The organism is Hydrocarboniphaga daqingensis (genome assembly GCF_900129825.1).
GTDB lineage: Bacteria > Pseudomonadota > Gammaproteobacteria > Nevskiales > Nevskiaceae > Hydrocarboniphaga > Hydrocarboniphaga daqingensis.
Genome location: NZ_FQWZ01000008.1, coordinates 182678 through 207904, shown reverse-complemented (window position 1 = coordinate 207904; position 25227 = coordinate 182678). Strand labels below are relative to the sequence as shown.

Annotated in this window: 20 protein-coding genes; 13 read left to right on the top strand and 7 right to left on the bottom strand. The window is 65.9% G+C overall.

What is annotated here, in order from left to right; genetic code table 11:
• Positions 1 to 10 precede the first annotated feature (10 nt).
• Positions 11 to 1447, bottom strand: coding sequence for an MFS transporter (locus BUB09_RS15975; RefSeq protein ID WP_139250321.1), 1437 nt, complete (start codon positions 1445 to 1447; stop codon positions 11 to 13).
• Positions 1448 to 1633: 186 nt separating this feature from the next.
• Between BUB09_RS15975 and BUB09_RS15970 the strand changes: the two genes are divergently transcribed.
• A complete protein-coding gene (locus BUB09_RS15970) occupies positions 1634 to 1993 on the top strand; it encodes a hypothetical protein (protein WP_072899340.1) in 360 nt (119 codons plus the stop codon).
• Here the strand turns inward: BUB09_RS15970 and BUB09_RS15965 are convergent.
• Positions 1990 to 4158: a 5'-nucleotidase C-terminal domain-containing protein gene (locus BUB09_RS15965; RefSeq protein ID WP_217650326.1), complete on the bottom strand. Its 2169-nt coding sequence runs from the start codon at positions 4156 to 4158 to the stop codon at positions 1990 to 1992. The two genes, BUB09_RS15970 and BUB09_RS15965, sit on opposite strands and share 4 nt — an antisense overlap.
• 43 nt (positions 4159 to 4201) lie before the next feature.
• Between BUB09_RS15965 and BUB09_RS15960 the strand changes: the two genes are divergently transcribed.
• The gene (locus BUB09_RS15960; RefSeq protein WP_072899338.1) at positions 4202 to 5152 is read left to right on the top strand and encodes a tRNA dihydrouridine synthase; all 951 of its coding nucleotides are present in this window, start codon (positions 4202 to 4204) and stop codon (positions 5150 to 5152) included.
• Between the two features lie 20 nt (positions 5153 to 5172).
• On the opposite strand, the gene BUB09_RS15955 is transcribed toward BUB09_RS15960, so the two are convergent.
• Positions 5173 to 6066 (bottom strand): LysR family transcriptional regulator, encoded by an 894-nt coding sequence (locus tag BUB09_RS15955; protein WP_072899336.1) that lies wholly within the window; start codon positions 6064 to 6066, stop codon positions 5173 to 5175.
• A gap of 93 nt (positions 6067 to 6159) precedes the next feature.
• Here BUB09_RS15955 and metE point away from each other — a divergent pair, with 93 nt between their 5' ends.
• Complete coding sequence (gene metE, locus BUB09_RS15950; RefSeq protein WP_072899334.1) at positions 6160 to 8484, top strand: 5-methyltetrahydropteroyltriglutamate--homocysteine S-methyltransferase; 2325 nt, start codon at positions 6160 to 6162, stop codon at positions 8482 to 8484.
• Here metE and pcaD read toward each other — a convergent pair.
• On the bottom strand, positions 8444 to 9232 hold the full coding sequence (gene pcaD, locus BUB09_RS15945) for a 3-oxoadipate enol-lactonase (protein WP_072899333.1): 789 nt from the start codon (positions 9230 to 9232) through the stop codon (positions 8444 to 8446). The two genes, metE and pcaD, sit on opposite strands and share 41 nt — an antisense overlap.
• 173 nt (positions 9233 to 9405) lie before the next feature.
• Between pcaD and BUB09_RS15940 the strand changes: the two genes are divergently transcribed.
• Entirely contained in the window at positions 9406 to 10047 is a 642-nt protein-coding gene (locus BUB09_RS15940) for a histidine phosphatase family protein (protein ID WP_072899331.1), read from the top strand.
• A 128-nt stretch (positions 10048 to 10175) separates the two neighbouring features.
• Positions 10176 to 10448, top strand: coding sequence for a hypothetical protein (locus BUB09_RS15935; protein WP_072899329.1), 273 nt, complete (start codon positions 10176 to 10178; stop codon positions 10446 to 10448).
• 9 nt (positions 10449 to 10457) lie between these two features.
• Here BUB09_RS15935 and BUB09_RS15930 read toward each other — a convergent pair whose 3' ends face one another.
• Complete coding sequence (locus tag BUB09_RS15930) at positions 10458 to 12551, bottom strand: DUF1302 domain-containing protein (RefSeq protein ID WP_072899327.1); 2094 nt, start codon at positions 12549 to 12551, stop codon at positions 10458 to 10460.
• Between the two features lie 143 nt (positions 12552 to 12694).
• Between BUB09_RS15930 and BUB09_RS15925 the strand changes: the two genes are divergently transcribed.
• Positions 12695 to 13720 (top strand): AraC family transcriptional regulator, encoded by a 1026-nt coding sequence (locus BUB09_RS15925; RefSeq protein ID WP_072899325.1) that lies wholly within the window; start codon positions 12695 to 12697, stop codon positions 13718 to 13720.
• 44 nt (positions 13721 to 13764) lie between these two features.
• On the opposite strand, the gene BUB09_RS15920 is transcribed toward BUB09_RS15925, so the two are convergent.
• Positions 13765 to 15180 carry a hypothetical protein gene (locus BUB09_RS15920; protein WP_139250320.1) on the bottom strand — a complete coding sequence of 472 codons (1416 nt, stop codon included), beginning with the start codon at positions 15178 to 15180 and terminating at the stop codon, positions 13765 to 13767.
• Entirely contained in the window at positions 15180 to 16568 is a 1389-nt protein-coding gene (locus BUB09_RS15915; protein ID WP_072899321.1) for a DUF1329 domain-containing protein, read from the bottom strand. Before BUB09_RS15915 ends, BUB09_RS15920 begins: the two co-directional genes overlap by 1 nt.
• 234 nt (positions 16569 to 16802) lie before the next feature.
• On the opposite strand from BUB09_RS15915, the gene BUB09_RS15910 reads away from it, so the two are divergent.
• From BUB09_RS15910 to BUB09_RS15880, 7 genes are read left to right on the top strand one after another with little or no spacing between them, the layout of a single operon-like run.
• Positions 16803 to 17501, top strand: a complete 699-nt coding sequence (locus tag BUB09_RS15910; RefSeq protein ID WP_072899319.1) for a thioredoxin domain-containing protein — start codon at positions 16803 to 16805, stop codon at positions 17499 to 17501.
• Positions 17498 to 18142: a 2-hydroxychromene-2-carboxylate isomerase gene (locus tag BUB09_RS15905; protein ID WP_072899317.1), complete on the top strand. Its 645-nt coding sequence runs from the start codon at positions 17498 to 17500 to the stop codon at positions 18140 to 18142. The genes BUB09_RS15910 and BUB09_RS15905 overlap by 4 nt, the downstream gene beginning before the upstream one ends.
• Positions 18139 to 19185: an MBL fold metallo-hydrolase gene (locus BUB09_RS15900; RefSeq protein WP_072899314.1), complete on the top strand. Its 1047-nt coding sequence runs from the start codon at positions 18139 to 18141 to the stop codon at positions 19183 to 19185. Before BUB09_RS15905 ends, BUB09_RS15900 begins: the two co-directional genes overlap by 4 nt.
• Before the next feature lie 51 nt (positions 19186 to 19236).
• On the top strand, positions 19237 to 21018 hold the full coding sequence (locus BUB09_RS15895; protein WP_072899312.1) for a sulfatase family protein: 1782 nt from the start codon (positions 19237 to 19239) through the stop codon (positions 21016 to 21018).
• A gap of 12 nt (positions 21019 to 21030) precedes the next feature.
• Positions 21031 to 21882, top strand: coding sequence for a peptidyl-prolyl cis-trans isomerase (locus BUB09_RS15890; RefSeq protein ID WP_072899310.1), 852 nt, complete (start codon positions 21031 to 21033; stop codon positions 21880 to 21882).
• Positions 21879 to 22919 carry a HupE/UreJ family protein gene (locus BUB09_RS15885; RefSeq protein WP_084083511.1) on the top strand — a complete coding sequence of 347 codons (1041 nt, stop codon included), beginning with the start codon at positions 21879 to 21881 and terminating at the stop codon, positions 22917 to 22919. The genes BUB09_RS15890 and BUB09_RS15885 overlap by 4 nt, the downstream gene beginning before the upstream one ends.
• 35 nt (positions 22920 to 22954) lie before the next feature.
• The gene (locus BUB09_RS15880) at positions 22955 to 25198 is read left to right on the top strand and encodes a DUF3604 domain-containing protein (protein ID WP_175550231.1); all 2244 of its coding nucleotides are present in this window, start codon (positions 22955 to 22957) and stop codon (positions 25196 to 25198) included.
• The last annotated feature ends 29 nt before the right edge of the window (positions 25199 to 25227 follow it).

Sequence of the window (25227 nt, the reverse complement as noted above, 5' to 3'; positions counted from 1 at the left end):
GATGACACCGCTAATGCCCGGCAGGCGCCGGCCCTTGATGCGCCAACGCCAGCCGATGGCCACTGACGCTGCTGCCGGCATCGGGCGACAGCAGTCGAAAGCTGTACCAGCTGCTCAGCGAGATCAGGCCCACAACCAGAAACGCGATCGTGAAATCGAGGTTCTGCAGCACGGTGGCGCCGCGCGCCCACAAGCTGATGTTGAGCACTTGCACGCCGATGCCGACGCCCATGCTCAGCGCCAGCTGCTGCGCGGTGGCCGAGAAGCTGGTCGCCTGGCTCATGTCGTCCTCGTCGATGTCGGCGAACGCCATCGCGTTGACGCAAGTGAACTGCAGGCTGCGCAAGAAACCGGTGATGCCGAGAAAACCGATCATCAGTGCGTACGGCATGAACGGTCGCAGGCAGCCGCACAAGATCAACGCGGTACCGCAGATCAGCGTGTTACTGACCAGCAAGCGCCGGAAGCCGTAGCGGCGCGTCAGGCTCTTGGCCAACGTCTTCATCATCAGCCCGCCGACGGCGCTGGCGAACGTGATCAAGCCCGATTCCACCGCGCTCAGTCCAAAGCCCAGCTGCAGCATCATCGGCATCAGCACTGAAAACGCACCGACGCCGATACGAAACAGCGAACCGCCGGTGACCGATGTACGGAACGTAGCGACGCGCAGCAGCGACAGCCGAAGGATCGGTGCGCGCTCCTGCCGCGCATGCAGCGCATACAAGCCCAACAGCAGCGTGCCCGCCGCCAACAGCGCCGGCGCCACATAGTCCGGCAGCACATGCTTGCCTATGTTCTCGAAACCGAGCACCAGGCCGGCCAGACCGCCGCCGAGCAGCATCCAGCCGGCCAGGTCGAGCGGCGGCTGCTCGTCGTCCGGCGTGTCATGGATGTAGCGGTTCACCAGATACCAACCCAGCGCGCCGATCGGCAGGTTGATGAGGAAGATCACGCGCCACGAGGTGTAGGTGACGATCAGCCCGCCAACCGGCGGCGCCATGATCGGCGCCATCAGTGCCGGAATCGTCAGATAGCTCAGCGCCGTGACGAGGTGACGCTTGTCGACCGAGCGCAGTAGGACCAACCGCCCCACCGGGACCATCATCGCGCCGCCGAGGCCCTGGAACAGCCGTGCGGCGACCAGTTGGCCGATCGTCTGCGACGCCGCGCAAGCAAGCGAGCCGAGCACGAAGATCAGAATCGCGTTGCGGAACACGCGGCGCGCGCCGTAGCGGTCCGCCATCCAGCCCGACAGCGGAATGAAGATCGCCAAGCTCAGCAAATAGGCGGTGATCGCCAACGACAGCCGCAGCGGGTCTTCACCCATCGACGCGGCGATCGCCGGCAGCGCGGTGGCGATCACCGTCGCGTCGAAGTTCTCCATGAATAGAGCACAGGCAACGATCAGCGGCACCAAGGTGCTGCGCGGCAGGGCGGAGTCGGACATGGGCCGCATTATGGTTCAGTCGCCGCTGTGATCAATCAAAACAGGGTGCCGCCAAAACGCGGCCAAGCCGCAACGCGGGGCTCGGCCCTTGCGCCGGCCTGCGCTACGATCGGGGCACGGGGCTGAGCAATGCGGTCACGCCGGCCCGCCCATCGCCGTTCCCGCCGGGTCACAACGGAGTTCTTCATGCCGAATCTTGACGCCGTGTTTTCTGAATGCCGCGCCGTGCTCGCTCCCTACGCCTCCAAGCTGGATGCGATCCGAGACGACGAAGCCGAGCTGTATCTGGACACGCGACATCGGCAGAAGAACGGCAAGGCCTTGTTCTTTGGCGCGGTACAGCTGAAGAAGTCATTCGTCAGTTATCACCTGATGCCGGTCTACCTGAACCCGGCGCTGCTGGATTCGATATCCGACGAGCTACGGCAGCGGATGCAGGGCAAGTCCTGCTTCAATTTCAAGGCGCCGGAACCCGCGTTGCTCAAGGAACTGGCGACGCTGACCCGAACCGCCTGGGACGACTATCAGCGGCAGGGTTACGTCTAGCGCTGTCGCTCGAAGCGCTGCAGCGTCGGTACGTCGAGGCGCCCGCCGCTGGCGGCGAAGTAAGCCAGCAGCGCATCGATGTCGAGCGGACCGCCGAGTGCATCGCGACCGTTGCGCAGCACGGTAAATCCATCGCCGCCCGCGGCCAGGAAATTGTTGACGGTCACCCGATACCGCGCCTTGGGCTGCACGCGCTTGCCGGCAATGGTCAGGCTCGCCGCGTCGATGCGGTCATTGTCGGCGCGGCTGGGGTCGTAGCGATAACGCAAACCAGCCGACGCTTGCAGAAACTTAGGCGCGGTCTGCCATGGTGGGAACTGCTGTTCGAGCAGCATCTTGATCTGCGCGCCGGTCAGCGTCAGCGTCGTCAATGTGTTGCCATAGGGCTGCACGGCGGCCAGCTCGCCGTAGGTGACCTCGCCGGGCGCCTCACCACCACTGATCTGCGCCGCCAACAAGTCGGTCCGCAACCCGCCCGGATTGGTGAACGCCAGCACCGCACCGCCGGAGCGCCGTTCGCGCGTCGCCGCCAGGAACGCATCGGCAATCACGTTGCCCAGCGTCGATTCACCCGACTCATTCGGCGCGCGCAGCAGGTCGCCACTGATACGCCCGACCACGCGGTTTTCCAGCGGTGCGACGCGATCGCGATAGAAGTCGACGATCTCGGTCTGCGCCGGATCGCGCGCCAGCACCGGATAGTGCTGCGGTGCCGGATTGGGCGCGGTGTCGTTGACGATCACCTGGTTATCGACGCTGTCGACGATCACGTCGCGCGTGATCCGGTCGAGCTTGAACCGGATCTGTGTCAGCACGCGGCCGAACGAGCTGGCGCTGGTCAGCACACGACCGTTGCGGCGGCAGTTGTAGGCGTTGTGGGTATGGCCGCTGACGATGATGTCGATCGCCGGATCGAGCGCATCAGCGATCGGAAGCACATCGCCCGACAGATCCGGGCAGCGCTTGTCGTTGTAAGCGCCGCTGGTCATGCCGCCTTCGTGAATCAAGACGACGATCGCCTCGACGCCTGCCGCACGCAGCTCGGGCACCAGGGCATTGGCAGCGCTCGCCTCGTCGACGAAGCGCAAGCCGTCGACGCCGGTCGGCGTGACGATCGCCGGCGTGGTCTTCAGCACCAGTCCGATGAAGCCGACGCTCAAGCTGCGGCCGCCGCCGACGTCGAAGCGCTTGATTGCATAGCCCGGCAGCAAGCTCCGACCGCTGCGCGCATCGAGCACGTTGGCCGCCAGATACTGGAAGGCCGCACCGGCAAACGGCCCGCGCACGCAGCTGGTGGCGCTTGCCTGCCCCTGACCGAAACAGCCGCCGCGCTGCACGCGCAACAACTCGCTGCTGCCGTCGTCGAACTCGTGGTTGCCGACGGAGCTGAATTCCAGGCCGAGCTGGTTCAGCGCCTCGATCGCCGGCTCGTCGTGAAACAGCGACGAGATCAGCGGGCTGGCGCCGATCAGATCGCCGGCCGCGACCACGGTGCTGCGCGGGTTCTGCGCCTTGAACTGCTTGATCTGCGTCGACAGATATTCGACGCCGCCGGCCGGCAGCAGCAGCGTCGCGGCGGGATCGTCCGGATCGGGTACGCGCAGGCCGCCCGTAGGCGGCTTCAAGTTGCCGTGAAAATCGTTGAACGCCAGCAACTGCATCGGCACCGGATCCTGGTCGAGCACGCGGATCATGGCAACGGAATCGGTGAGCGCGGCGCCTTGCGGGTCGTACAGCTGCAGTTGCAGCGTCTCGTCGGCGTCTTCGAACACGCCATCGGCCGCGAGCGACACCTGAATCGTCTTGGGCGCCGTATCGCCTGCGGACCACTGCAAGCGGCCATCGACCGCCGCATAGTCTTCGCCGGCGCGGGCGCTGCCATCGACGCTGCGATACCGCAGGCTGGCTGGCCGGCGCGCCGAATCGGCCGGCCGGGTGACGATCAAGGTCACCGTCTGACCTTCGGCCGCTGTCACCGCTGCGGTATCGAAACCCAGCGTGCCCCCGTCAAAATCGACGCTACGGCAGCCGGCCAGCAGCAACAGCAGGCTGGCAGCGGTTCGCAGCGATCGTGGTAGCGCGCTCGATGTCATCGCCGCAGTGTAGTGCAGCGTTCGTGCCGGCTTGCGCGCGTTCAGCGCACGCCGACGGTGGGAACCGGGCATCGGGTAAGCTGCGCGGCCCCCTAACCCCGTCGTACGAGCCTCGATGCAGCTGGCACTTGCCCCGATGGAGGGCCTCGTTGATGAACCGCTGCGCGACGTGCTGACGCGCGTCGGCGGCATCGACTGGTGCGTGACCGAATTCATCCGCGTCAACGATCAACTGCTGCCGGCGCATGTGATCCATCGCTTCGCGCCGGAGTTGCAGCGCCGCGGCGCCTACACGGCAGCCGGCACGCCACTGCGGCTGCAGCTGCTCGGCTCCGATCCAGCGGTGCTAGCTGACAATGCGGCACTGGCCTGCGAACTTGGTGCACCGGTGATCGACCTGAACTTCGGCTGCCCGGCCAAGACGGTCAACCGCTCGCGCGGCGGCGCAGTGCTGCTGAAAGAGCCCGAACTGCTGCACGCGATTCTGCGCGCGGTTCGCCAGGCGGTGCCGGCATCGATTCCGGTGACGGCCAAGATGCGGATCGGTTACGAGAACACCGATCAAGCCCTGGACTGCGCGCGAGCGCTGGCCGATGGCGGCGCCGCTCAACTCGTCGTTCACGCCCGCACCAAAACCGACGGCTATCGCCCACCCGCGCATTGGGAATGGGTCGCACGCATCGCCGACGTGGTGCCCGTGCCGGTTTATGCCAACGGCGAAATCTGGTCGGTGGACGACTGGCGTCGTTGCCGGCAGATCAGCGGCGCGGCGCACTACATGCTCGGACGCGGTTTGGTCGCCTGCCCCGATCTGGCATTGCAGATTGCAGCGGCCGCTCGCGGCAGCTCCTACGCACCGCTTCAATGGCAGGCGATCCTGCCGATGGTCCGCGACTTCTGGCATCAGCAGTGCGCTCGCCCCGGCGCCGGACACCACGCGCCGGGCCGCTTGAAGCAGTGGCTCAAATGGCTAGGCCGCAACTATGCCGACGCCGAGGCGCTGTTCGTCCGCGTCCGCTCGCTGCAGGCCGTCGCCGCGATCGATACCGAGTTGCAAGCTGGCTGAGCGTCGATCGCAAGCCGCCCTCAGCGCGCTCGGATCTGCTCGATGAAATCGCGCATATAAGCCTTGCCGGCAAGGCTATCGGGCATCGCGCCGTACAGTTCGCAACGCAGACCGTCGGGGCCCAGCGGCTTGTCGACCACGTAGCCGCGACGGAGGTATTCAGCCACGGTCCACTCCGGCAGTGCCGCGATGCCGCGACCGCTGGCGACCAGTTGCAGAATCGCCACCGTCAATTCCGCATTGCGGCGCCGCGGACGCACGCCGGCCGGCGCCAGAAAATGCCGGACGACATCGAGCATCGCCTCGTCGACCGGATACGCGATCAAGGTTTCGTCGACAAAGTCGGCGGGCTGCAGATACGGCTTGCGCGCCAGCGGATGGCGCGGCGACAGAATCGCGCGGGTTTGGTAGCTGAACAGATGCTCGACCGTGATGCCGGCGCGCGCCGCCGGCGGATCATGCATCACGGCAAAGTCGGCAGCGCCGGTTTCCAGCAGCGTCATCGGCTCGGTCTGAAAGCCGCCAACCAGATCCAGTTCCACGTCGGGCCAGTGCTCGCGCAGTGCGTCCATCGCCGGCATCAGCCAGTCGAAGCAGGTGTGGCATTCCACGGCGATGCGCAACTGGCCGCCACGGCCACTGACCCACTGCGCGACATCGCGCTCGGCTTCGCGGGTCAGCGTCAGCACGTCGCGCGCGGCCGCCAGCAAGCGCGCACCGGCCTGCGTGAACCGCAGCGGCTTGGTGTTGCGCTCGAACAGCGGCGCGCCGTAATGGCTTTCGAGCGCCTTGATCTGATGCGACAGCGCGCTCTGCGTGACAAACACCCGCTCAGCCGCCTTGGCCAGCGAGCCGGTGTCGGCTAGCGCGACCAACGTCTGCAAGTGGCGCAGCTCTAGTGGCGACTGGGGCATGAATACTTTTCACCTTACGTCGTAAATCAGTGAGATTGAATCATACTGGCATGCCGACGACGATGGTCGCCCCTCTCCCACCATCGACTGGCCATGACTCAGGCGCACATCCTCGGCTTTCCCCGCATCGGCGCGCAGCGCGAACTGAAGACCGCGCTGGAGGCGCACTGGCAGGGCCGGCTCGACGAAACCGGCCTGCGCGCGGTCGGCGCACAGCTGCGTCGAGAGCATTGGCAGCAGCAGCGCGACGCCGGCCTCGACCTGGTGTGTGTCGGCGACTTTGCCTGGTACGACCACCTGCACAACGCGACCGCGCTGTTCTCGGCGGCGCCGACGCGGTTTGGGCTGCCCCGGTCGATCGACCTCGCCGGCTACTTTGCGATGGCGCGTGGCACTGAAGCGCAGCCGGCGCTGGCGATGAAGAAGTGGTTCGACACCAACTATCACTACCTGCAACCGGAGGTCGATGAGTCCACGCGCTTTGCGCTCAACCGCGACTGGCTGCTGCCTGAGGTGCGCGAGGCGCTGTCGCTCGGGCATGCGGTCAAGGTCGTACTGCCCGGCCCGCTGACCTGGCTGTGGCTGGCCTCGGCGCCAACCGCGTTCGACAAGCTGAGCTTGTTGTCGCTGCTGCTGAATCCGTACTTCGTGCTGCTGGCCGAACTCAATGCGCTGGGCGTCGCCAGCGTGCAGTTCGACGAGCCGATTCTGGCGCTGGATCTGCCCGACGCCTGGCTCGATGCCTACCGCAGTGTCTACCGCGAACTGGCGCCGGTGGCGCCGCCGATCCTGCTGGCGACCCTGTTCGGCAGCGTGGCCGAACACGCGGCTCGGCTGTCGGAGCTGCCGATCGCCGGCCTGCATCTGGATCTGGTGCGCGGCCCCGACCAGCTCGATGCACTGCTCGACCACTGGCCGGCGCAGCGCGTGTTGTCGCTGGGCGTTGTCGACGGCCGCAATCTGTGGCGCTGTGATCTGCGCGCCGCATTGGCGACGCTGCGCCGCGCGGCGCAGCGGCATCCGCTCGACCGGCTGTGGATCGGCAGTTCCTGCTCGTTGCTGCATGTACCGCATGATCTTCGACAGGAGCAAGAGCTTGCGCCCGAGTTGCGCGACTGGATGGCGTTTGCAACACAAAAGCTCGACGAGGTGGCCACACTGCGACGCGGCTTGATCCACGGCGACGCGGCCATCGCCGATGCGCTGAACGACACCGACCGCGCTCTCGACCAGCGACGCCGCGCGGCGACGACCCATTGCGCCGAGGTGCGCGAGCGCTGCGCCCGCAGCGGCGAACGGCGCGCCGGACGCGCCAGCGCGTTCGCGCAGCGGGCCGCAAAGCAGCGCGCGGCGCTGAACTTGCCGCTGCTGCCGACGACGACGATCGGCTCGTTCCCGCAAACGGCCCCGATCCGCGCCGCGCGTGCCGCGTACCGCCAGCAGCGCATCGATCGCGCCGCTTACGAGGCCACGATGCAGCACGCGATTCGCGACGCGATCGAGCGCCAGCATGCACTCGGGCTCGACGTACTGGTCCACGGCGAAGCCGAGCGCAACGACATGGTCGAATACTTCGGCGAGCAACTCAGCGGCTTTGCATTGACCGCGCATGGCTGGGTGCAGAGCTATGGGTCGCGCTGCGTCAAACCACCGGTGATCTACGGCGACGTCTCCAGACCCGCGCCGATGACGCTGCAATGGACCCGCTATGCGCAGAGCCTGACCGACAAGCCGCTGAAGGGTATGTTGACCGGACCGATCACGATGCTGTGCTGGAGTTTTGTGCGCGACGACGTGCCGCGACACGAGGTGGCATTGCAGCTGGCGCTGGCACTGCGCGACGAAGTACAGGACCTGGAACAGGCCGGCATCGGCATCATCCAGATCGACGAGCCGGCGATACGCGAAGGCCTGCCGTTGAAACAAGCCGACCGTGCGGCGTATCTGGATTGGGCCGTGCATGCGTTCCGTCTGACGTCTTGCGGCGTCGACGACGCCACGCAGATTCACACGCATATGTGCTATTCGGAATTCCGCGACATTCTGCCGGCGATCGCCGCACTCGACGCCGATGTGATCACGATCGAAACCTCACGCTCGCGGATGGCTTTGCTCGACGCCTTCGCCGAGTTCGCCTACCCCAATGACATCGGGCCCGGCTTGTACGACATCCACTCACCGCGGCTGCCGTCGCCGGACGAACTGCACGCGCTGCTGCGTCGCGCACTCGATGTGATTCCGGCCGAACGCCTGTGGGTCAACCCCGATTGCGGGCTCAAAACGCGCGCGTGGCCGGAAACCGAGGCCGCACTGCAGCGGATGGTCAGCATCGCGGCCCAGTGGCGCCGGCAACTGAGCGCAGGCGAAGCAGCGGCTGTTAAGCCGGTGGCAGCAGAAACGTCTTCAGCGTTCGATTGAAGCCCGCGACATTGCCGAGGTTGGACAAGTGCGCGGTGTCGAGCACCTGCAAGCGCGCGCCGGGGACGGCGCTGACGATCGCTTGTGCATCGTCGACCGTCGTCACCGGATCGTGCAGACCGGCAATGACTTGCACGGGCCGGTTGATGCGCGCCAAGTGACCGCGGAAGTCGGCATCGCGCACCGCGGCGCAGCACGACAGATAGCCGGCTACATCACAGCGCAGGAACTCGGCGTGCGTGCTGGCCACTTTGAGCGGATCGGCCGCCGCGGCAGCCGGTGTAAACCAGCGCGCCATGGTCGCGTCGGCCAGTGTCGCCAGACCATCGCGGCGCACAGTGTCGATCCGCGTATTCCAGCTGTCGGCGCTGCCGATCTTGGCGCCGGTGTTGCACAAAACCAGATGCGTCAGCCGCTCGGCTGCATAAACCCCGAGCCACTGGCCGATGACGCCGCCCATCGAAAGCCCGCAAAACGCGAAGCGATCGATATGCAGCGCTTCGGTCAGCGCCAGCACATCGCGGCCAAGCTGCTCGATCGTATAGTCGCCGGCCGGTGACGACGACCCGCCATGACCGCGCGTGTCGTAGCGCAGCACGCGCAGGTACGGCGCCAGGGCTTCGACCTGCGCGTCCCACATCGCCATCGTTGCGCCGAGCGAATTCGACAGCACCAGCACCGGGGCGTCAGCGCGACCGTCGAGCTGGTACTCCATCGCCAAGGCGCCACCGATCGTGATTCGGGCCATCGTCCGCTCCGTGGTCAAAGTGAGGGATCACGCTAGGCAGCCGACGCGATGCGGTCAACTGCGCCGTCCGGCGGCGCGCTAACGGCCACCCCTGCCCGATGCGGCCGTCGCCGTCACGGCCCTGCCTGGCGGATAATCGCGCACCGCATAGGCGGGAACGGAATCAAGCGCGCATGGAACTTTATCTGGCCCGGCATGGGCAGACAGACTGGAATGTCGGCGATCGCTATCAAGGCACCTACGACGAGCCGCTGAATGCGCGCGGCCACCAGCAAGCGCGGGAACTGGCCGCTGCACTGCCGCGCACTATCGAGCAGATCGTGGTGTCGCCGATGCGGCGCGCCCAGCAGACCGCCGAGCCGGTCATTGCGGCGCTCGGTGTGCCGTCGATCACGCACGAGGCGTTCCGCGAGCGCAGCTTCGGTCGCTGGGAGGGCCTGACCTACGCCGAGGCGCGCGCACTCGACCCGGCCTTGTTCGACCGCGGCGGCATCTTCCGCTTCGACGAGCAGCCGCCCGGCGCCGAACCGCTGCAGGCCTTGGTCGACCGTACCGGCAACGGGCTGCGCGAGGTCGCGCAGCGCTTTCCCGACCGACGCGTGCTGTTGATCGTGCACGGCTTCGTGATCCGCGCGCTTCGGCTGCAACTCGAAGGCATGAGCCCCGACGAACTGTGGGCGATGCCCAAGCCGATGAACGGGCAGATCTTCCACTACCCGCCGGCGCACGTGCAGCGCTGGCTCAGCACCGGCGAAGCGACGCGACTGCAGGGCGCCGACATCCTGACCACGGCCAGCGCCACGTCGGCGGTCTGAGCGGTGCGCTGCGACGCACCAGGTGGAGCGCAGCGCCGTCGTCTGCTGCTAGCCTTGCAGCGCGCGGTATCGCACTGAATCAAGCGGCGATGCCGACGTCAATCTCACTATCGGGGGGAGTTCTCAGCATGACCAGCAACAAAGGGTTTTGGCTTGCGCAGATCGCAGGTTTGACGCTGTTCTATCTGGTGGCCGCGTATTTCGCAGCCAACGGCCAGACGCAGCACTGGACCGTCTATGGCGCGGCACTGCTGCTGGCAGCGCACGCACTGGAACTGCCGCTGGCGTGGCTGCGTCTGCGCGCGCTGAACCCGCAGCCGCTGAGGCTGCTGGTGCTGACGCTGCTGTATGGCCTGCTGTGGTGGGTGCCGGCTCAGCGCGGCCTTTTCAAGGTGCGCTGACGCAGATCGCTAGAACGCGTACGCCAGACTCAGCGCCACGTTGTCGCGGTCGCTGATCAGGTTGTACGCGCCACCACCGCTGAACATCTGGTGCTGAAGGCTGATGCGAAAGTTCTGCGTCATCTGCGCTTCGAGCACGCTGATCGCCATCTTGCGGCCCTTCAGATAGTTCGGCGTATTGGCCGATGAGACGCCGTTGATGTCGTGGAACCAGAGCAAGGTCGGCACCAGGCTGATGCCGCGGTAAAGGTTGCTGAACGTCGCCCGCGCAAACATCCGATAGCCCCACGCAAACGCGGTCGCAAAGCCGCTGGTCTGCTGCGTCGGGTTGATCCGCAAGCTGTTGGGCTGGCCATTTGGATCGCCGGTACCGTCGGCACCGGGGCTGAAGTGGGTGCGGTCACCCGCCCCTTCGAGTTGCAACTGGTCCCGATCCGGCAGGTCGAAGATGTTGCTGCCACTCACCTCGATCGCCAGCGTCAGCGCATCGGCACCGATACCGTTCTCGGTGGCACCGAATTGGCGGATGCCGATCAGCGCGAACTGCCCGACATCAAAGCGCTCGTAGCCACGGATACGGTCGTTGGCGCCGATCGTGATGCCGCGATAGCCGCTGATGAAATCCGGCACCGAGGTGCGCGCGCCGGGGATCGTGAACGGAGCGGCGTCGCCGAGCGCACCCAGCGGCACCGGGATGTTCTGCTCCGGAAAAGCCGGCGACAAACCGGCAAAGACCACGTCGCTCACGAGGATCTGCAGCGGCATGTTCGGCCGGTACGCGTATTCGCCGGCCAGCGACCATGCACCGACGGTCGTGTTGAAGCTGGGCCCGAACACCTGCACGTCTTCGGGATAGTCGATGAACGGACGCAGCGTATCGACCGGCAGCGGCTCCAGCCCGCCAGCCAATCCATTGAACCCGCGGCAAGCAACCAGCGCGCTGGTGAACGAGCCGGCGATTCCTTGGCGCGTGCAGCTGGCATTGGCCGCGATCGCGCTCACGTAGGGCACGCGGCTGTGATAGTTCAAAAACTGAAAGCCGAACTCGGTGCCGTTGTTAAAGTCTTCGGCGTAGTACTTCAGCTGCACGCCATACTGGCCGAGGTCACGCGGCTCGCCGAACTTCTCGCCCATCAGATACGCGGTACGCGTCGAACTGCTGATTAGCGAGTTCGGGAACGGAGGCTGGTACTGACGATTCGGGTCATGCACGTATTGCCCCAAGCCAATGATCACGTGCTCGCCGCCACCGACGACATTGTTCGTCGAGAAGTAGCTGCCGACGGTATCGGGCTCCAGCTTGACCCACTGCAACTGGTAGAACAGCTCCGCCGAAAAGCCACGGCCCAAGTCGCCGCTCAGCGTGACTGCAGGGACCGCTTTTAAAAACTCGTTGATCTGCGAGCCCGGCATCCGCGCCACGTTGGCGTCGATCGGATTGATCGCGGCCAAGGTGTTGAATTGCGTCAGCGACGCTTCACCCCACGGCAGCAATTGATTACCGACCGTCAGCGTGCCGCGATCGTTGCTGAGTGCGATAAAGGCTTCGCGCCATTTGAAACCGTGCGCGAACCGCGAGTTCAGGTCGTCACCACGCGGGCCGCGTGCCGGCTGGTACAAGGTATTGCTGCGGGTTTCACGAAAGCCGTCGTTGACGGGGTCATAGAACGCAATGCCGCGCAGCTTGACCAGCACCGGGCCGTTCTCGTAGCTGACCACCGGCGTCAACTTTGTGGTGGCGGCAATCACATCGTACTGGTCGTAATTCTGGTTGCCACTATCGGTGTTGACGCCCGAAAACTGGCCGCGCGCATTGATGAGACGTTGGTTGGGCTCCGGATTACCGCTCAGCGACATGCAGTCATCAGGGGCGCATAGGTTCTGCTGACCCGGCACATTGGTCTTGCCGAGTAGATCCAGATCACGATCCTCGAGCCGGACGGCGACGCCCGACGTCAGTAATCCGGTGACGCCGAACGTGCCGCCCATCAACGGCCATTGGAGTTCATCAGCCCGCACGACCGTACTGGCCGACATCATCACCGTACTCAACAGCAAAACGTTCCACATCGGCCGCTGACGCGGCTCGCGATCCATTTCCATGAGCTCTCCCCCGAGATGCGGCAGCGCGATACACCGAGCGCTGAGTCCTTCTTAGCTTGTAACCCAAGCGCGCTGTGCAATCTTGGCCTCGCGGGACATACTGTTGTCGCAGGAGAACATAAGAACGGCGTCGGACAGGGTTCATGAACGACCAAGCCACCACAATTAACACTTGGGCCATCGCGCTGGTCCGCACGCTCGACGCACACGGCTGCGACGGGCGCGCCTTGCTGCTGCGCGCCGGGCTCGATGCGCAGCTGCTGACAGACCCCAACGGCCGCGCGCCGGTCAGCGGCATGAGCCGCTTATGGCAACTCGCGGTCGAAGCGACCGGCGATCCTTGCATTGGGCTCAAGGCCGCTGCATTCGTACAGCCCGCCACATTTCACAGCTTGGGCCTTGCGTTGCTCGCCAGCCAAGATCTCGAGGACGCGCTCAAGCGCATGGCGCGGTTTTCTCGCATCGTCAGCAATGTCGCCGACGTCTACACCGAAGCATGCCCCGGCGGCGTCAAGCTCAAGGCGCGCTGGCTGGTGGACATGCCGGTGGTCACTGAAGCGATCGATCTGCTGATGGCGTCGAGCGTCAAGATGGGCTTGCTGCTACTCGGTGAAGACCCGCGCAATCCACGTCCGCTGGAACTGTGGCTGCGACGCAGCGGCGATGCCGCAATGCATGCGGAGTTTGAACGCCACTTCGGATTCCCGGTGCACTTCGGCGCCGACGAAAACGCGCTGTTCATTCCCAACGAATGGATCGAAAGACCCTTGCCTATGGCCAACCCGCAACTGGCACGCCAGACCGATCTGGTGGTGATGGACTACCTGTCCCATTTCGACGGCGCCCGCCTGACCGAGAAAGTTCGTGCCGAGCTGATCAGCCGCCTGCCCGCCGGCGAACCCACGCGCGGCGACATCGCATCGGCATTGAATCTGTCGGAAAAAACGCTGCAGCGCCGACTGCGCAGCGAAGGCACCAGCTATCAGCAAGTGCTGGACGAAGTGCGCCGCAAAATGGCGCTGCAGTACTTGAGTGATGGGCGCATGTCGATGTGCTCGATGACCTTCATGCTCGGTTTCTCCGACCAGAGCAGCTTCACCCGAGCGTTCCGCCGCTGGACCGGTGCCACACCCGGCGAATACCGCGCCAGAGCGCTGCAGGCGGCCTGAGCGGGATATCAAACGCGGAAGCCGCGACGACTGCAGCCGGGCGTTTATCCCGCCGTCGGCGGCGGCGTCACCACGGCCGGCAGACGGCGCGCGTCGACCGGGCAGCCCAGCGCTTCGAATTCGGCGCGGCTCATGTGGTGGCCGTACGGGAAGTACTCCCCCATCACCGATGCTTCGAACTGCCCTGGCGGGCCCGGGATGTACTGGATGGCCTGCGGGAACACCGCTTCGGGCTGCGGCAGCATGTGCCGGTAGATCAATACGGCGTTGTCGGCGGCGCCCCAGTCCAGCCAGCTGATGCCGCAGGCTTCGGTGGCGTTGTCGGGGCGGTCGCCGTCGCGACTGACGACGATGATGCCGCGGCCTGCGACGTCCGTGCGCAATTGCTCGTCGTATAGGCAGCTGAACACCGCCAGCGTGTTGCCGTCGTTGGTGCAGATCGACCAATAACGCATCGATCCGCCGGGCATCGGGCTGCGGCCATCGGATGTGACCGGTGCGCTTGGAAAGCGGCCGTGCAAAGCCACCACGGGACCGAGCTGCCGCGAAATCGACGCGTAGATGTAACGGTTGTCGCGATTGCTGGCGAAGCCGCCGCCGCCCTCGGTCGGCGACCCTATCGTTTCGTAGACGGCCGGCCCCAGCGGCGTGGCGAATACGCGGTTGCCCTGCGATGACACCGCCGAGAAAAACTTCAGCCACAACAGGTCGACGAACGCGGCCGTGTTGACCGGCAAGTCGGCGACCGGATCGGGCAAGGCCGCAAGATCGGGGATCGCGAAGCTGAGGCGGTCAAGCGCACCGCAAGCCGCTGGGCCACTGATACTGCGGCCGTCGGCCAGCTCAAAGCGGATTCGCGGCAACGCGGCCGCTTCACGGCCGACATCAGGCACGTAGCGGCGATAGAACAACACCGCGAGATTCGCCGGAACCGACACGGGGCCGAGCGTGCGGGCGCTGTAGAGCGTGTTGGGTGCGCGCTGCGCTGTATCGGCCGGCGGCACGGCGGCGATCAGCCGCAGCTGGTAGGCGCGTGGGCTGGCGTTGCGGTCGGCCGCTTCGACGAACGGGTTGGTCGAGCCGGCAGCGGGCACGATCTCGACATCGGTCAGTGCGTCGATCGGCGCCAGCTGCTCGTCGTACAAGTTGAACGAGATATAGCGAGCTGCAGGGAACTCACCGTCGATCGTCACGGCGCCGCCGGGTGGAATCACCAGCGCCGCGACCCAGTACTGCGCGTAGCGGTCGGGAAACAGCGTGTTGATCCGCGAGTCGAGCAACCACAGGCAGTCACGCTCGTCGCGTGCGGCGCCGCTGTCGGACGGCACGCTGCTGGCCGGCGACGTTGGCACGCCGCTGGCGCCGCATGCTGCCAGCAGCAGCGATGCCGCGATCACGCCACCCCACGCAAGCAGCGCGCTGCGTACCACGGCACCGAGCGCGACGCCGGCGCGACGCATCAACGCTTGCGGGCTTTGCGCTGCAAGCTGGCCGGCGCAAACGCGTCGTCTTCGAAGCTGATTTCGAAGTCGGAAATCGCGTCTTCGTTCGACAGTGCGGTGACGAAATAACGGCCGCTGCGCAGGTCATAAATCACTTCGGGGCTACCCGTGGTGGTCGGCAGGAACGGCAGCGTCACCAAGTGCGCCTCTTGCACCTTCCACAACTTGCCCTGCCCGTCGTAGCCGTCGACGGCAGCAATCGACCAGCTGTCTTCATCCAAGTAGAACGTGCGACGAATCAAGCTGTGGCGCAGCCCGGCACGCACGGTCGCCTCCACGACCCAGACGCGGTGCAGCTCGTACCGCGCCAAGTCCTGGTTGATGTGGTGCGGGCGCAGGATATCAGCGTACTTGTGGCGCGGGCTGTTGATCGCGTACGCGTTGTAGGCGATCAGCATTTCCTTGCGGCCGAGCAGCTTCCAGTCGTAGCGATTCAACGAGCCGTTGAACACGTCGACCTGATCGTTGAACTGCTCGCCGTCGGAGCCGACCGAGGGATTGTCGTAGCCCACGTCGGGCGCACGATTGGTGCGGCCCAGCGCCGGCGTGAAGATCCACGCGCTACGTCCGGCACCAATGCTGTCCATGCTTTCGTGGACCAAGGTCAGCTGACCCGCCACGCGCGGCGGCGACAGCACCGTGGCCAAGAAGTAGAACAGCAGCTTGTTGTCCGGCCCGGCCGGTTGCTTGACGTTGGCGTACTTGAACTTGAGGTCTTCGGTCAGCTTGCTCAGCGAAAAGCTGCCGTCGGCCTTGACGATCGCCTGGTTGTTGAAGCGCCGCACGGCCGAGCCGCGAAACTTCAGCTTGTGATTCCAGATCGGCTCGGCGCCACTGCCGGGGATCGGGAACGGAAAACCGAGTACCGCACCGGTCACGTCATCGGTGCCCGTCAGCTTGGCTTTGACCGCGTTGACGGCGGTCGCCTCGTTGATCTCCTTGGGGAAGAACGACGGCCGTATCGTCCGGTACACCTTCATCCGGTAGTCCGGGTACATCGTCAACATCGCCTTGTGGCCGGCCGTCAGCTTGTCGGCGTAGCGCGCCATGTTGTTGCGGTCGACCGTATACAGCGGCTGGTCGGCCGAGGCGCCACCAAAGTTCTCTAGCTCGGCGGGTCGGTTCTTGCGCAGGTCTTCGAGCTGGGCGCGGGTCATCGCGCGCTGGGCATCGGTGAATGCCGCCGCGCCAGTCCATTCCGGAATGCTGCCGTCGGCATTGGCCGCACGCACGGCGCCGGTCGGTGTCAGGTCCTTGCCCAAGCGAGCCGCCTCGGCCGGCGATACCCCCGCGGTCGCGGTGTGTCCGTACAGGCTCAACAGGCACAACAGAACCATCCGTTTCATAGCGCCGCCTCCCTAGATCGCAATCACGCCACGATAGGCGGCGCCAACGACACCGTCTTGTCCGGACGAGACATTCGTTGGACGCAATGGGACAGCGTCGACTGTCCTGCGACGACCATTCATTGACCGCGAAGGACAAGACGCTGCCCGGGCTGCGGCCTAAGGTCGCCACATTCGCCAATGGCCTGCACCGCATCGCCGGCCGCGCGATCCAACCGTCTCCGGAGGTCGACCTTGATCGGCTCGCTGCGCGATTACTTGAAACGTCGACTGGTGCCGAGCACCGTCATCGCCACGTCCCGTCGGCGCGGACCGGCGCGATGGCGGATGCGCTGTCGCCAGTGGCTCGGGCAGCCCTTGCGGGTCGAGTTGTACTTCGCATTCGACGACCCGTACGCCGCGATCGCGGTGCCTGGACTGGCACGGCTGTGCAGCGCACGAGCGGTCGATTTGAGGGTGTATCCGCTGCTGCAGCGCGGCATCGCCGACGACCCGGCAGCCGGCGTACGCGCGCTCCATGCACTGCAGGACGCCACGCGCTTGTCGCGCCGCGGCGATCATACCGGCCTGCTCCGATGCGAACCCGTCACCGCCGACGCCGTGGCATTCCTAGCGCATTGGTGCGAAGCGCTGGCGATGCCGGCTGATCGGCTGCGCTTTGCCAGCGCCGCGCTCGAGGCGCTGTGGTGCGATGGCCGAAGCGGGCTTCAACGCGAGGCATTTGCGCAATTGCACCGCCAATTGACCGGTCAGCTACCGGCATCCGGTGATGCGCAGGGCGCGGCCTTGGCGCGCAACGCCCAGCGCCTACGCCAGCGAGGTCACTGGGAATCACCGGCCGCCTGCCTCGCCGGCGAATGGTTCTTTGCACACGAACGCCTCGCGCAGATCGCGCAGCGGCTCGATCAATACCGCGTCGGAGCCCCGGCATGAGCCATCATCACGGGCCGGCATCGGCCACGGTGGAGTTCTTCTTTTCGTTCCGCAGCCCTTACTCGTATCTCGCTGCTGCGCGCGCGTTCGCATTGCCGCAGCAGTACGACATCGAACTGGTGTGGCGCGGCGTGCGCCCGATGGCGATGCGCGGCCAGCCGCTGCCGCTGGCCAAGCAGCTGTACATCCTGCGTGATGCGGCGCGCGAAGCCGACGCGCTGGACCTGCCATTCGGCCCGATGTACGACCCGATCGGCGAAGGCGTCTGGCGCTGCTTGTGCGTGGCCGAATACGCGGCCGAGCATGACCGCCTCGCGGCTTGGGTGATCACCGCCGCAACGGCGATCTGGGGACGCGGTGTCGATGTGCGCCGCGACGATGCCTTTGTCGAGTTGTGCCGGACGGCAGGCCTGGACAGTGCCGCCTGCCTGATGGCGATCGAACGCAGTGATTACCGCGAGCGCGTCGAGTGCAACACGGCGCGGCTGGCCGAACTCGGACACTGGGGCGTGCCGACGTTCGCGTTCGACGGCGAGCTGTACTGGGGACAGGACCGGATCGTCGATCTCGAACACGCGCTACGCGAGGCCGGACTGTTGCAGGGTGCAAGCGCGTCGCCGCGACGCAGGGTGTCGGCATGAAGCGCCTCATCGTCGCAGGCTTGGCCTTGCTGCTGTTAATCGGCACGACCGGCTATGTTTTACGCGGGCCCTTGATCGATGCCGTCGTCGCGCAACGCAGCGCAGCGACGCTGACGCGCGTCGACCGCAGCACGCTCACTGACGGGCACTTGCATGTCTGGCTGTGCGGCACTGCCGCTGCGCTACCGGACCCGGACCGGGCCGGGCCCTGCACGGCCATCGTCGCTGGCGGGCAGTTGGTGCTGATCGACGCCGGACCAGGCTCGTGGCGCGTCGTCGACGGTCTGAATCTGCCGGTGGCAGCGTTGTCGGCGGTGCTGATTACGCATCTGCACTCGGACCACATCGGTGAATTGGGCGAAGCGATCCAGCAAAGCTGGATCGCTGGCCGCAGCGAACCGCTACCGGTTTACGGACCACCCGGCATCGACCATGTCGTCAACGGCTTTGCTCAAGCCTACGGCGCCGACGTCGGCTACCGCGTCACACACCACGACGACGCCTACATGCCGCATGCCGCGGCGGCCGCCACTGCGAACGTACTACCGCTACCGGTGGGAACTGACCGCAGCCCGGTGTTCGAGCGCGACGGCTTGAGCGTATCGGTGTTCCGCGTCGATCACGCGCCAGTCGACGTCGCCTACGGCTACCGGATCGAGTATCGCGGCCGCGTCGTCGTCGTCAGTGGTGACACCAAGCCATCGGCGTCGGTGCGTCGCAACGCGCAAGGCGCCGATCTACTGCTGCACGAGGCGCTGGACACGCGCCTGACCGAACGCGCGTCGGAACAAGCCACATCGCTGGGCATGAGCCGGGTCGCCAAGCTCGCGCTCGACGTCGGCAATTACCACACCACACCGATCCAGGCCGCGCAGATCGCCGCCGACGCTGGCGTGCAGACGCTGGTGCTGACACACGTGTTTCCACCGCTTCCGAATGCCGTTGCACGTCGCTTGTTCATGGCCGGCACCGCCGAGATGTTTGCCGGCGAACGCGTGCTGGGAGAAGACGGCATGCGTTTCGACCTTGCGCCGCTGCGCTAAGCCGATGCGAGCGCGCCGTCCGACCGCTGCCACCGCTTTGCAGGAGTCCGCATGACCGACCGTTCCGACCCCCCATTGAGCCGGCGCGAGTTTGCGCGGCGCCTGGCGCTGGGCAGCGCCGCGCTAGCCGGTAGCGCCGCACTTGGCGGCTGCTCACCCAAGCCGCCAACGCCAAGCACCGGCGCCGACCGGCCAGTGACGCCGGCCAGCACCACGCAGCGCCGCCCGAACATTTTGCTGATCGTGTCGGACCAGGAACGCGGCTGGGAAGATCTGCCCAACAATCTCGGACTCAGCGCCCACGACTGGCTGCGCGAGCGCGGCACCAGCTTCTCGAACTACAACGTGCACACCACGCCGTGCTCGCCGTCGCGCGCCTGCCTATATACCGGGCTGCACACGCAGATCAACGGCATGACCTCGAACATCGGGGCGCCGCCGTTTCCGAAGCTGGCGCCGGTGCCGACGCTCGGTCATTTGATGCGCGAGCAGGGCTACTACACCGCGTACAAAGGCAAATGGCATCTGTCCGACGTGCCGACCGAAGTCAGCGTCCGCTACGGGCCATTCCGCAGCGCGCGCGACGTGCTCGAGCCATTCGGCTTTGCCGACTACAGCGACGTTGGTATCGCCGATGGTGCGACCTGGAGCGGCTTCAAGTTCGACGCCGAAGTCGCGTCGGCGGCCAGCCAGTGGCTGCACCAGACCGGACGCCATCTCGACCAACCGTGGCTGCTGGCGGTCAACTTCGTCAACCCCCACGACATCGTGTTCTTCGACGATGTCGACCTCCAGCAAACGCGCACGCGACTCCACCGCGACTTTCTGTCGCCACTGGCACCGCCGCCGGCCGAAGGGGTCTACAAGACCGACTGGGATCTTCCGCTGCCGCGCAGCTATTACGCCGACGATCTGACCACCAAGCCCTGGGCGCAGCGCTCGTACGTCGAGTTCTGCAACGCGTTGTACGGCCGCATCGACCGCGATGACGAGCGCCGCTGGCGGCGCTACCAGAGCTATTACTACAACTGTATCCGCGACGTCGACGCGCATGCGATGACCGTGCTCGACACGCTGCAGAAGCTGGGCTTGGACGACAACACGGTGATCGTCTACACCGCCGACCATGGCGACATGCTCGGTGCGCACGGGCTGCGTCAGAAAGGCCCGACCATGTACAAGGAAAACGTGCGCGTGCCGTTGATCGTGCGCCACCCGGCCTATCGCAGCGGCATTCAGACACAAGCACTGGCCGGACCGATCGACTTGCTGCCGACCTTGCTGAGCGTGGCCGGCGTCGACGATGCACAGCGCCAGGCGCGCTACCCCGCGCTGAAAGGCGTCGATCTGACGCCGGCGCTTGCCGATGCCAAGGCGCGCACAGCACGCGACGACAAAGGCCTGCTGTATGACTACAACACGATGCTCTACGTCGACCCGGAAGCCGCAGCGGCGATCTTCAAGCGCGGCGAAGACGCGACATGGCTGTCGCTGATCAAAGCCAACCTTGCGCAAGGGCGGCTATCGCCGCGGCTCGACCATCCCGGCCTGTTCCGCGGCGTACACGACGGCCGCTACAAGTTCGCGCGCTACTTCCGGCCCGACCAGCACCACGTACCGAAGGACTGGCAGACGCTGCTGGCGCATAACGAGTTGGAGCTGTACGACACGCAGACCGACCCGGACGAGATCACCAATCTCGCGCACGAGCCCGAAGCACATCGCGAGCTGATCCTGGCGCTGAATGCCAAGATCAATGCGCTGATCGAGGATGAGATCGGCTTCGACGATGGCCGCGAGCATCCGGGACCGACGCTGATGTTCCAGCTGTAGTCGACGCGCGCGATGACCCGGCTGCGCCGCTGGCTGTCCGATCCGCTACCGCAGTTTCTACTGCTGGGCGCGCTGCTGCTCGGCGTGCAAGCGCTATGGCCGCGTACACCCGGTGCCACGGCGGCGACGCGGATCGTCGTGCCGGCCGCGCAGCGGCTGGAACTGGAACAGCGCTTCCGCGAAGCCAGCGGACGTCTGCCCGACGCCACCGAACTCGATGCACTGGCGCAGCGCTGGATCGACGACGAGGTGCTGGTACGCGAGGCGCTGGCGCTGCGGCTGCATGAGTCCGACCCCATCGTGCGCCGCGAACTGCAGCAGAAGCTGCGCTTTCTGCTTGAAGACACGCACCCCATCGACGAACCCACCGAAGCTGACCTGCAGCAGTGGCTGGACCAGCACGCGGAACGCTACGGTGAACCGGCCAGGATGTCGTTCGAGCAGGTTTTCATCAGCCGCGCGCAACCAGCCGGCATCAGCGTCGAGCAGCGGCTTGCGGCACTGAACGTGGCGCTGCTGCACGACGCACCGGATCTGGATGCACTCAGTGACCCGCTACCGGGCGGCACGCGCTGGTTACGGCAAAGCCAGGCCGATCTGCAGCGACACTTCGGTTCGGCCTTTGCAAAAGTCGTTTCTGAGCAGCCGATCGGCGCTTGGTCGACGCCGATCACCAGCGCGCTGGGCTTGCATCGCGTGCGCGTCATCGAACGCCAGCCGTGGCGCCCTGCGAGTCTGGACACTGTGCGTCGCCAAGTGTTGATCGACTGCCGTCAAGCGCGTCGCGAACAAGCCAACCGTCGCGCACTCGACGCACTACGCGCGCGCTACGACGTGGTCTATCAAGCCGGCGACGCGTCATGACGTCGCGCCCGATGCGCGGCGTCACCGGCTTGATCGCCACCTTGCTGATGGCCGTCGCGAGCCCCGCCCACGGTCATGAGATCCGGCCGTTCTTCGCCGGCATCGACGAACACGCCGATGGACGTGTCGAACTACGGCTGAAGCTGCCGCAGTTCCGCAGCGGCGATGTCGCCGCGATCGAGCTCGACATCGAGCCCGCGTGTCAGCCCCTTCCCGGCGCGCGTATCGACGCCCAAGGCGACAGTCTGTTGCAGAGCCTTGCACTGCAATGCAGCGGTGGACTCAGCGGGCGCGCCCTGAAGATCAACGGATTCAGCGCGCTGGTACCTGACGGGCTGGTATCGCTGCGGCGCGCCGATGGCACACGCGTCGATTACGCGGTCAACCGCGACCATGCCCGCATCGACATCGGCGACCCCGGCGTCGCATCACCGACGACCACGCTGGGCGCTTATCTGCCGATCGGCATTGAGCACGTACTGGGCGGCTGGGATCATCTGCTGTTCGTGCTGTGCTTGCTGCTGTTGGTTCGTGCTCGCGCACCCACCGATGGCGCAGTGCCGCTACGGCCGCTGCTGGCCACGATCACTGCCTTCACGCTGGCGCACAGCCTGACGATGGCGCTGGCCGTGCTCGCTGGTCTGTCACTGCCATCGGCCAGCGTCGAAGCACTGATCGCCGCGTCGATCTTGCTGCTGGCCGTGGAGCTGTCACGTGGCGCGCTGCCGCTTACCACCCTGAGTCAGCGCCAACCGTGGCTGATCGCGTTCGTATTCGGGCTGCTGCACGGGCTGGGTTTTGCCGGCGGCTTGCAGCAAACCGGCCTGCCGGACGGGGCGCAGCTGTGGGCGCTGCTGCTGTTTAACGTTGGCGTCGAGATCGGACAGCTGCTGTTTGCAGCCTCGGCGCTGATCGCGTTGCGCTTGCTGCGCCACGCATCGCCGCCGCCCCTGCTGCGACGCCTGCCGCTGACGATGATCGGCGCCCTGTCGGCTGCCTGGTTCCTGCAAAGACTCACGCTGATTTTGGGAGCTTGACGGTGATGATCCAGACCCCTGCTCTGCTCAGATCAATGACGATGACGACGGCGATCGCGCTGGCGCTGTCGGCTTGCGGCGCTGCCAATTCGCCGACGGCGCCGATTGAGGCAGTCGCGCCGACACCGCTCCCCGACGGCGGCTGCAGCAATCGCGTCGCTGGGCATAAGAACGCGTACTTCGGCGACTTGCATATCCATACCAGCGACTCGTTCGACGCCTACTTCTTCAACTCGATCAACGGTCCGCGTGAAGCGTATCGGTTCGCCAAGGGCGAGGTCGCGGGCCTGCCTTCAGGCGATGCCGATCCGAATACCGCGACGCGCCAGATCCAGCTCGACCGTCCGCTCGACTTCACGGCTGTCACCGACCATGCCGAATACCTGGGCGAGTTCTCGACGATCTGCGAGGCCGGTGGCGCGCTGCCATCGGGCGTCAATCCGGCCTGCAATCTGATCGGCCAGAACACCCGGCGCAACATCAACGCGCTGGTCAATGGCGATACGCCGTTCGCCACGCAAGTGTTGCTGACCGGCCTGACCGTGTTGCCGCTGCCGCGTATCGCCTGGCAGAACCAGATCCGCATCACCGACGAAGAAAACCAGCCCTGCACATTCACGACGCTGCACGGCTACGAGTACACGTCGCAGAAAACCGGCCAGATGCTGCATCGTAACGTGCTGTTTCTCGGCGATGCGCTGCCCGCCGACGTGTTCGGGTCGGAGCAGATCACCGACCTGCTGATCGACAACAACACCAACGATGAGTGGCGGCTGTTCGACCATTTGCGCGACCACTGCGTCGAGGCCGATGGCTGCCGCGCGCTGACGATCCCGCACAGCGCCAATCTGTCCGACGGGCGCATGTTTCTGCCGCCGGACCCTCAGACCGGTCTGCCCGTCGGCCGCGACGGCCTGACGCTGACGCGCAGCGACGCGCAGCTGCGCGCCGACATGGATCGCTCGATCGAAATCCACCAGCACAAGGGCAACTCAGAATGCGCCGCCGGCCTGGAAGGCCCGTATCTGCAAGGCGAGGAAGACGCGTGCACGTTCGAACTGGCCAAGAGCGTTTGCACCGGGCTGCCGACCGACCCGCCCGTTTGCGCGCGCTATTGCAGCGGCGATCCGGGCCGCGATCCGCCATTTTGCGGCTTGCGCCAGCAGCCGACCTACGCCGTGGCACCGTGCCAGACCGTCGGCCCTAATGGCGGCTCCGGCCCTAGCGTCAACTGCACGGCGCCGCTCGACATGGTCCGCAACGCGCTGGCGGAAGGCTTGCGCGTCAAGCAGGAACTCGGCGGCATCAATCCGTACCAGATGGGCTTCATCGGCTCGTCGGACACGCACAACGGCGTCGCGGGATATGTCGACGAAGTCGGCTGGGGCGGCCACGGCGGCGTACTCGATGACGAACCCAGCGACCAGCTCGGCCTGTGGAGCTGCGACAACGCACGCGAAGACCCGCACGATCCAGCCGCCTGCAGCAATCGCCAGTTTCTGGATCGTGCGCGGGCGTTCAACCCAGGCGGACTGGCCGGTGTCTGGGCCGAACAGAACACGCGCGGCGATATCTGGAATGCGGTGCATCGCGGCGAAACGTTTGCGACCTCCGGACCACGGATGCGCATCCGCAGCTTTGCCAGCTGGGACCCGCTGCCGGGCGACATCTGCCAGCGCCTCGCGCGCGGCGACGACTTGATCGACCAAGGCCTGCGAGGTGCACGCATGGGCGGCGCCTTGCCGCCCGCGCCACCGGGCCGCACCGCACCGCAGATCGCGGTGTGGGCGATGCAGGATGCCGGTGGCCGCAATCCCGGCGCGCCGCTGCAGCGGCTCGATCTGGTCAAGGGCTATATCGATGCGGCGCGTCAGCCCAAGGTGCAGGTGTTCAGCGGCATCGCGCGCACCAGCGAGCCGGTGCAACTGCCGTCGACGCGCGATTGCAGCCTCGCGGTCGGCCGCCATCCCGAGCAGCTGTGCGCGGTCTGGAGCGACTCCGACTTCGCGTCGTCCCGCGATGCGTTCTACTACGCCCGTGCGGTCGAAATCCCAAGTTGCAGGTGGAGTGAGCGGCTGTGCCAGAGCCAGCCGGTCGACTGCAGCCGGATCGACCCGGCCAACGGCGAATTCGCCGCCGACAGCGGACTGCGCGGCTTCGAAGGCTGCTGCGCGGTCAGCGGCGAGCCGGGGCGTTTTCGCGGCACGCGCACATTCAACACGATCGAAGAGCGCGCTTGGGCCTCGCCGATCTGGTACGACGCCAGTGCCACGCGCTGACCGCGTCGAGCCATCCCATCAAGACACCA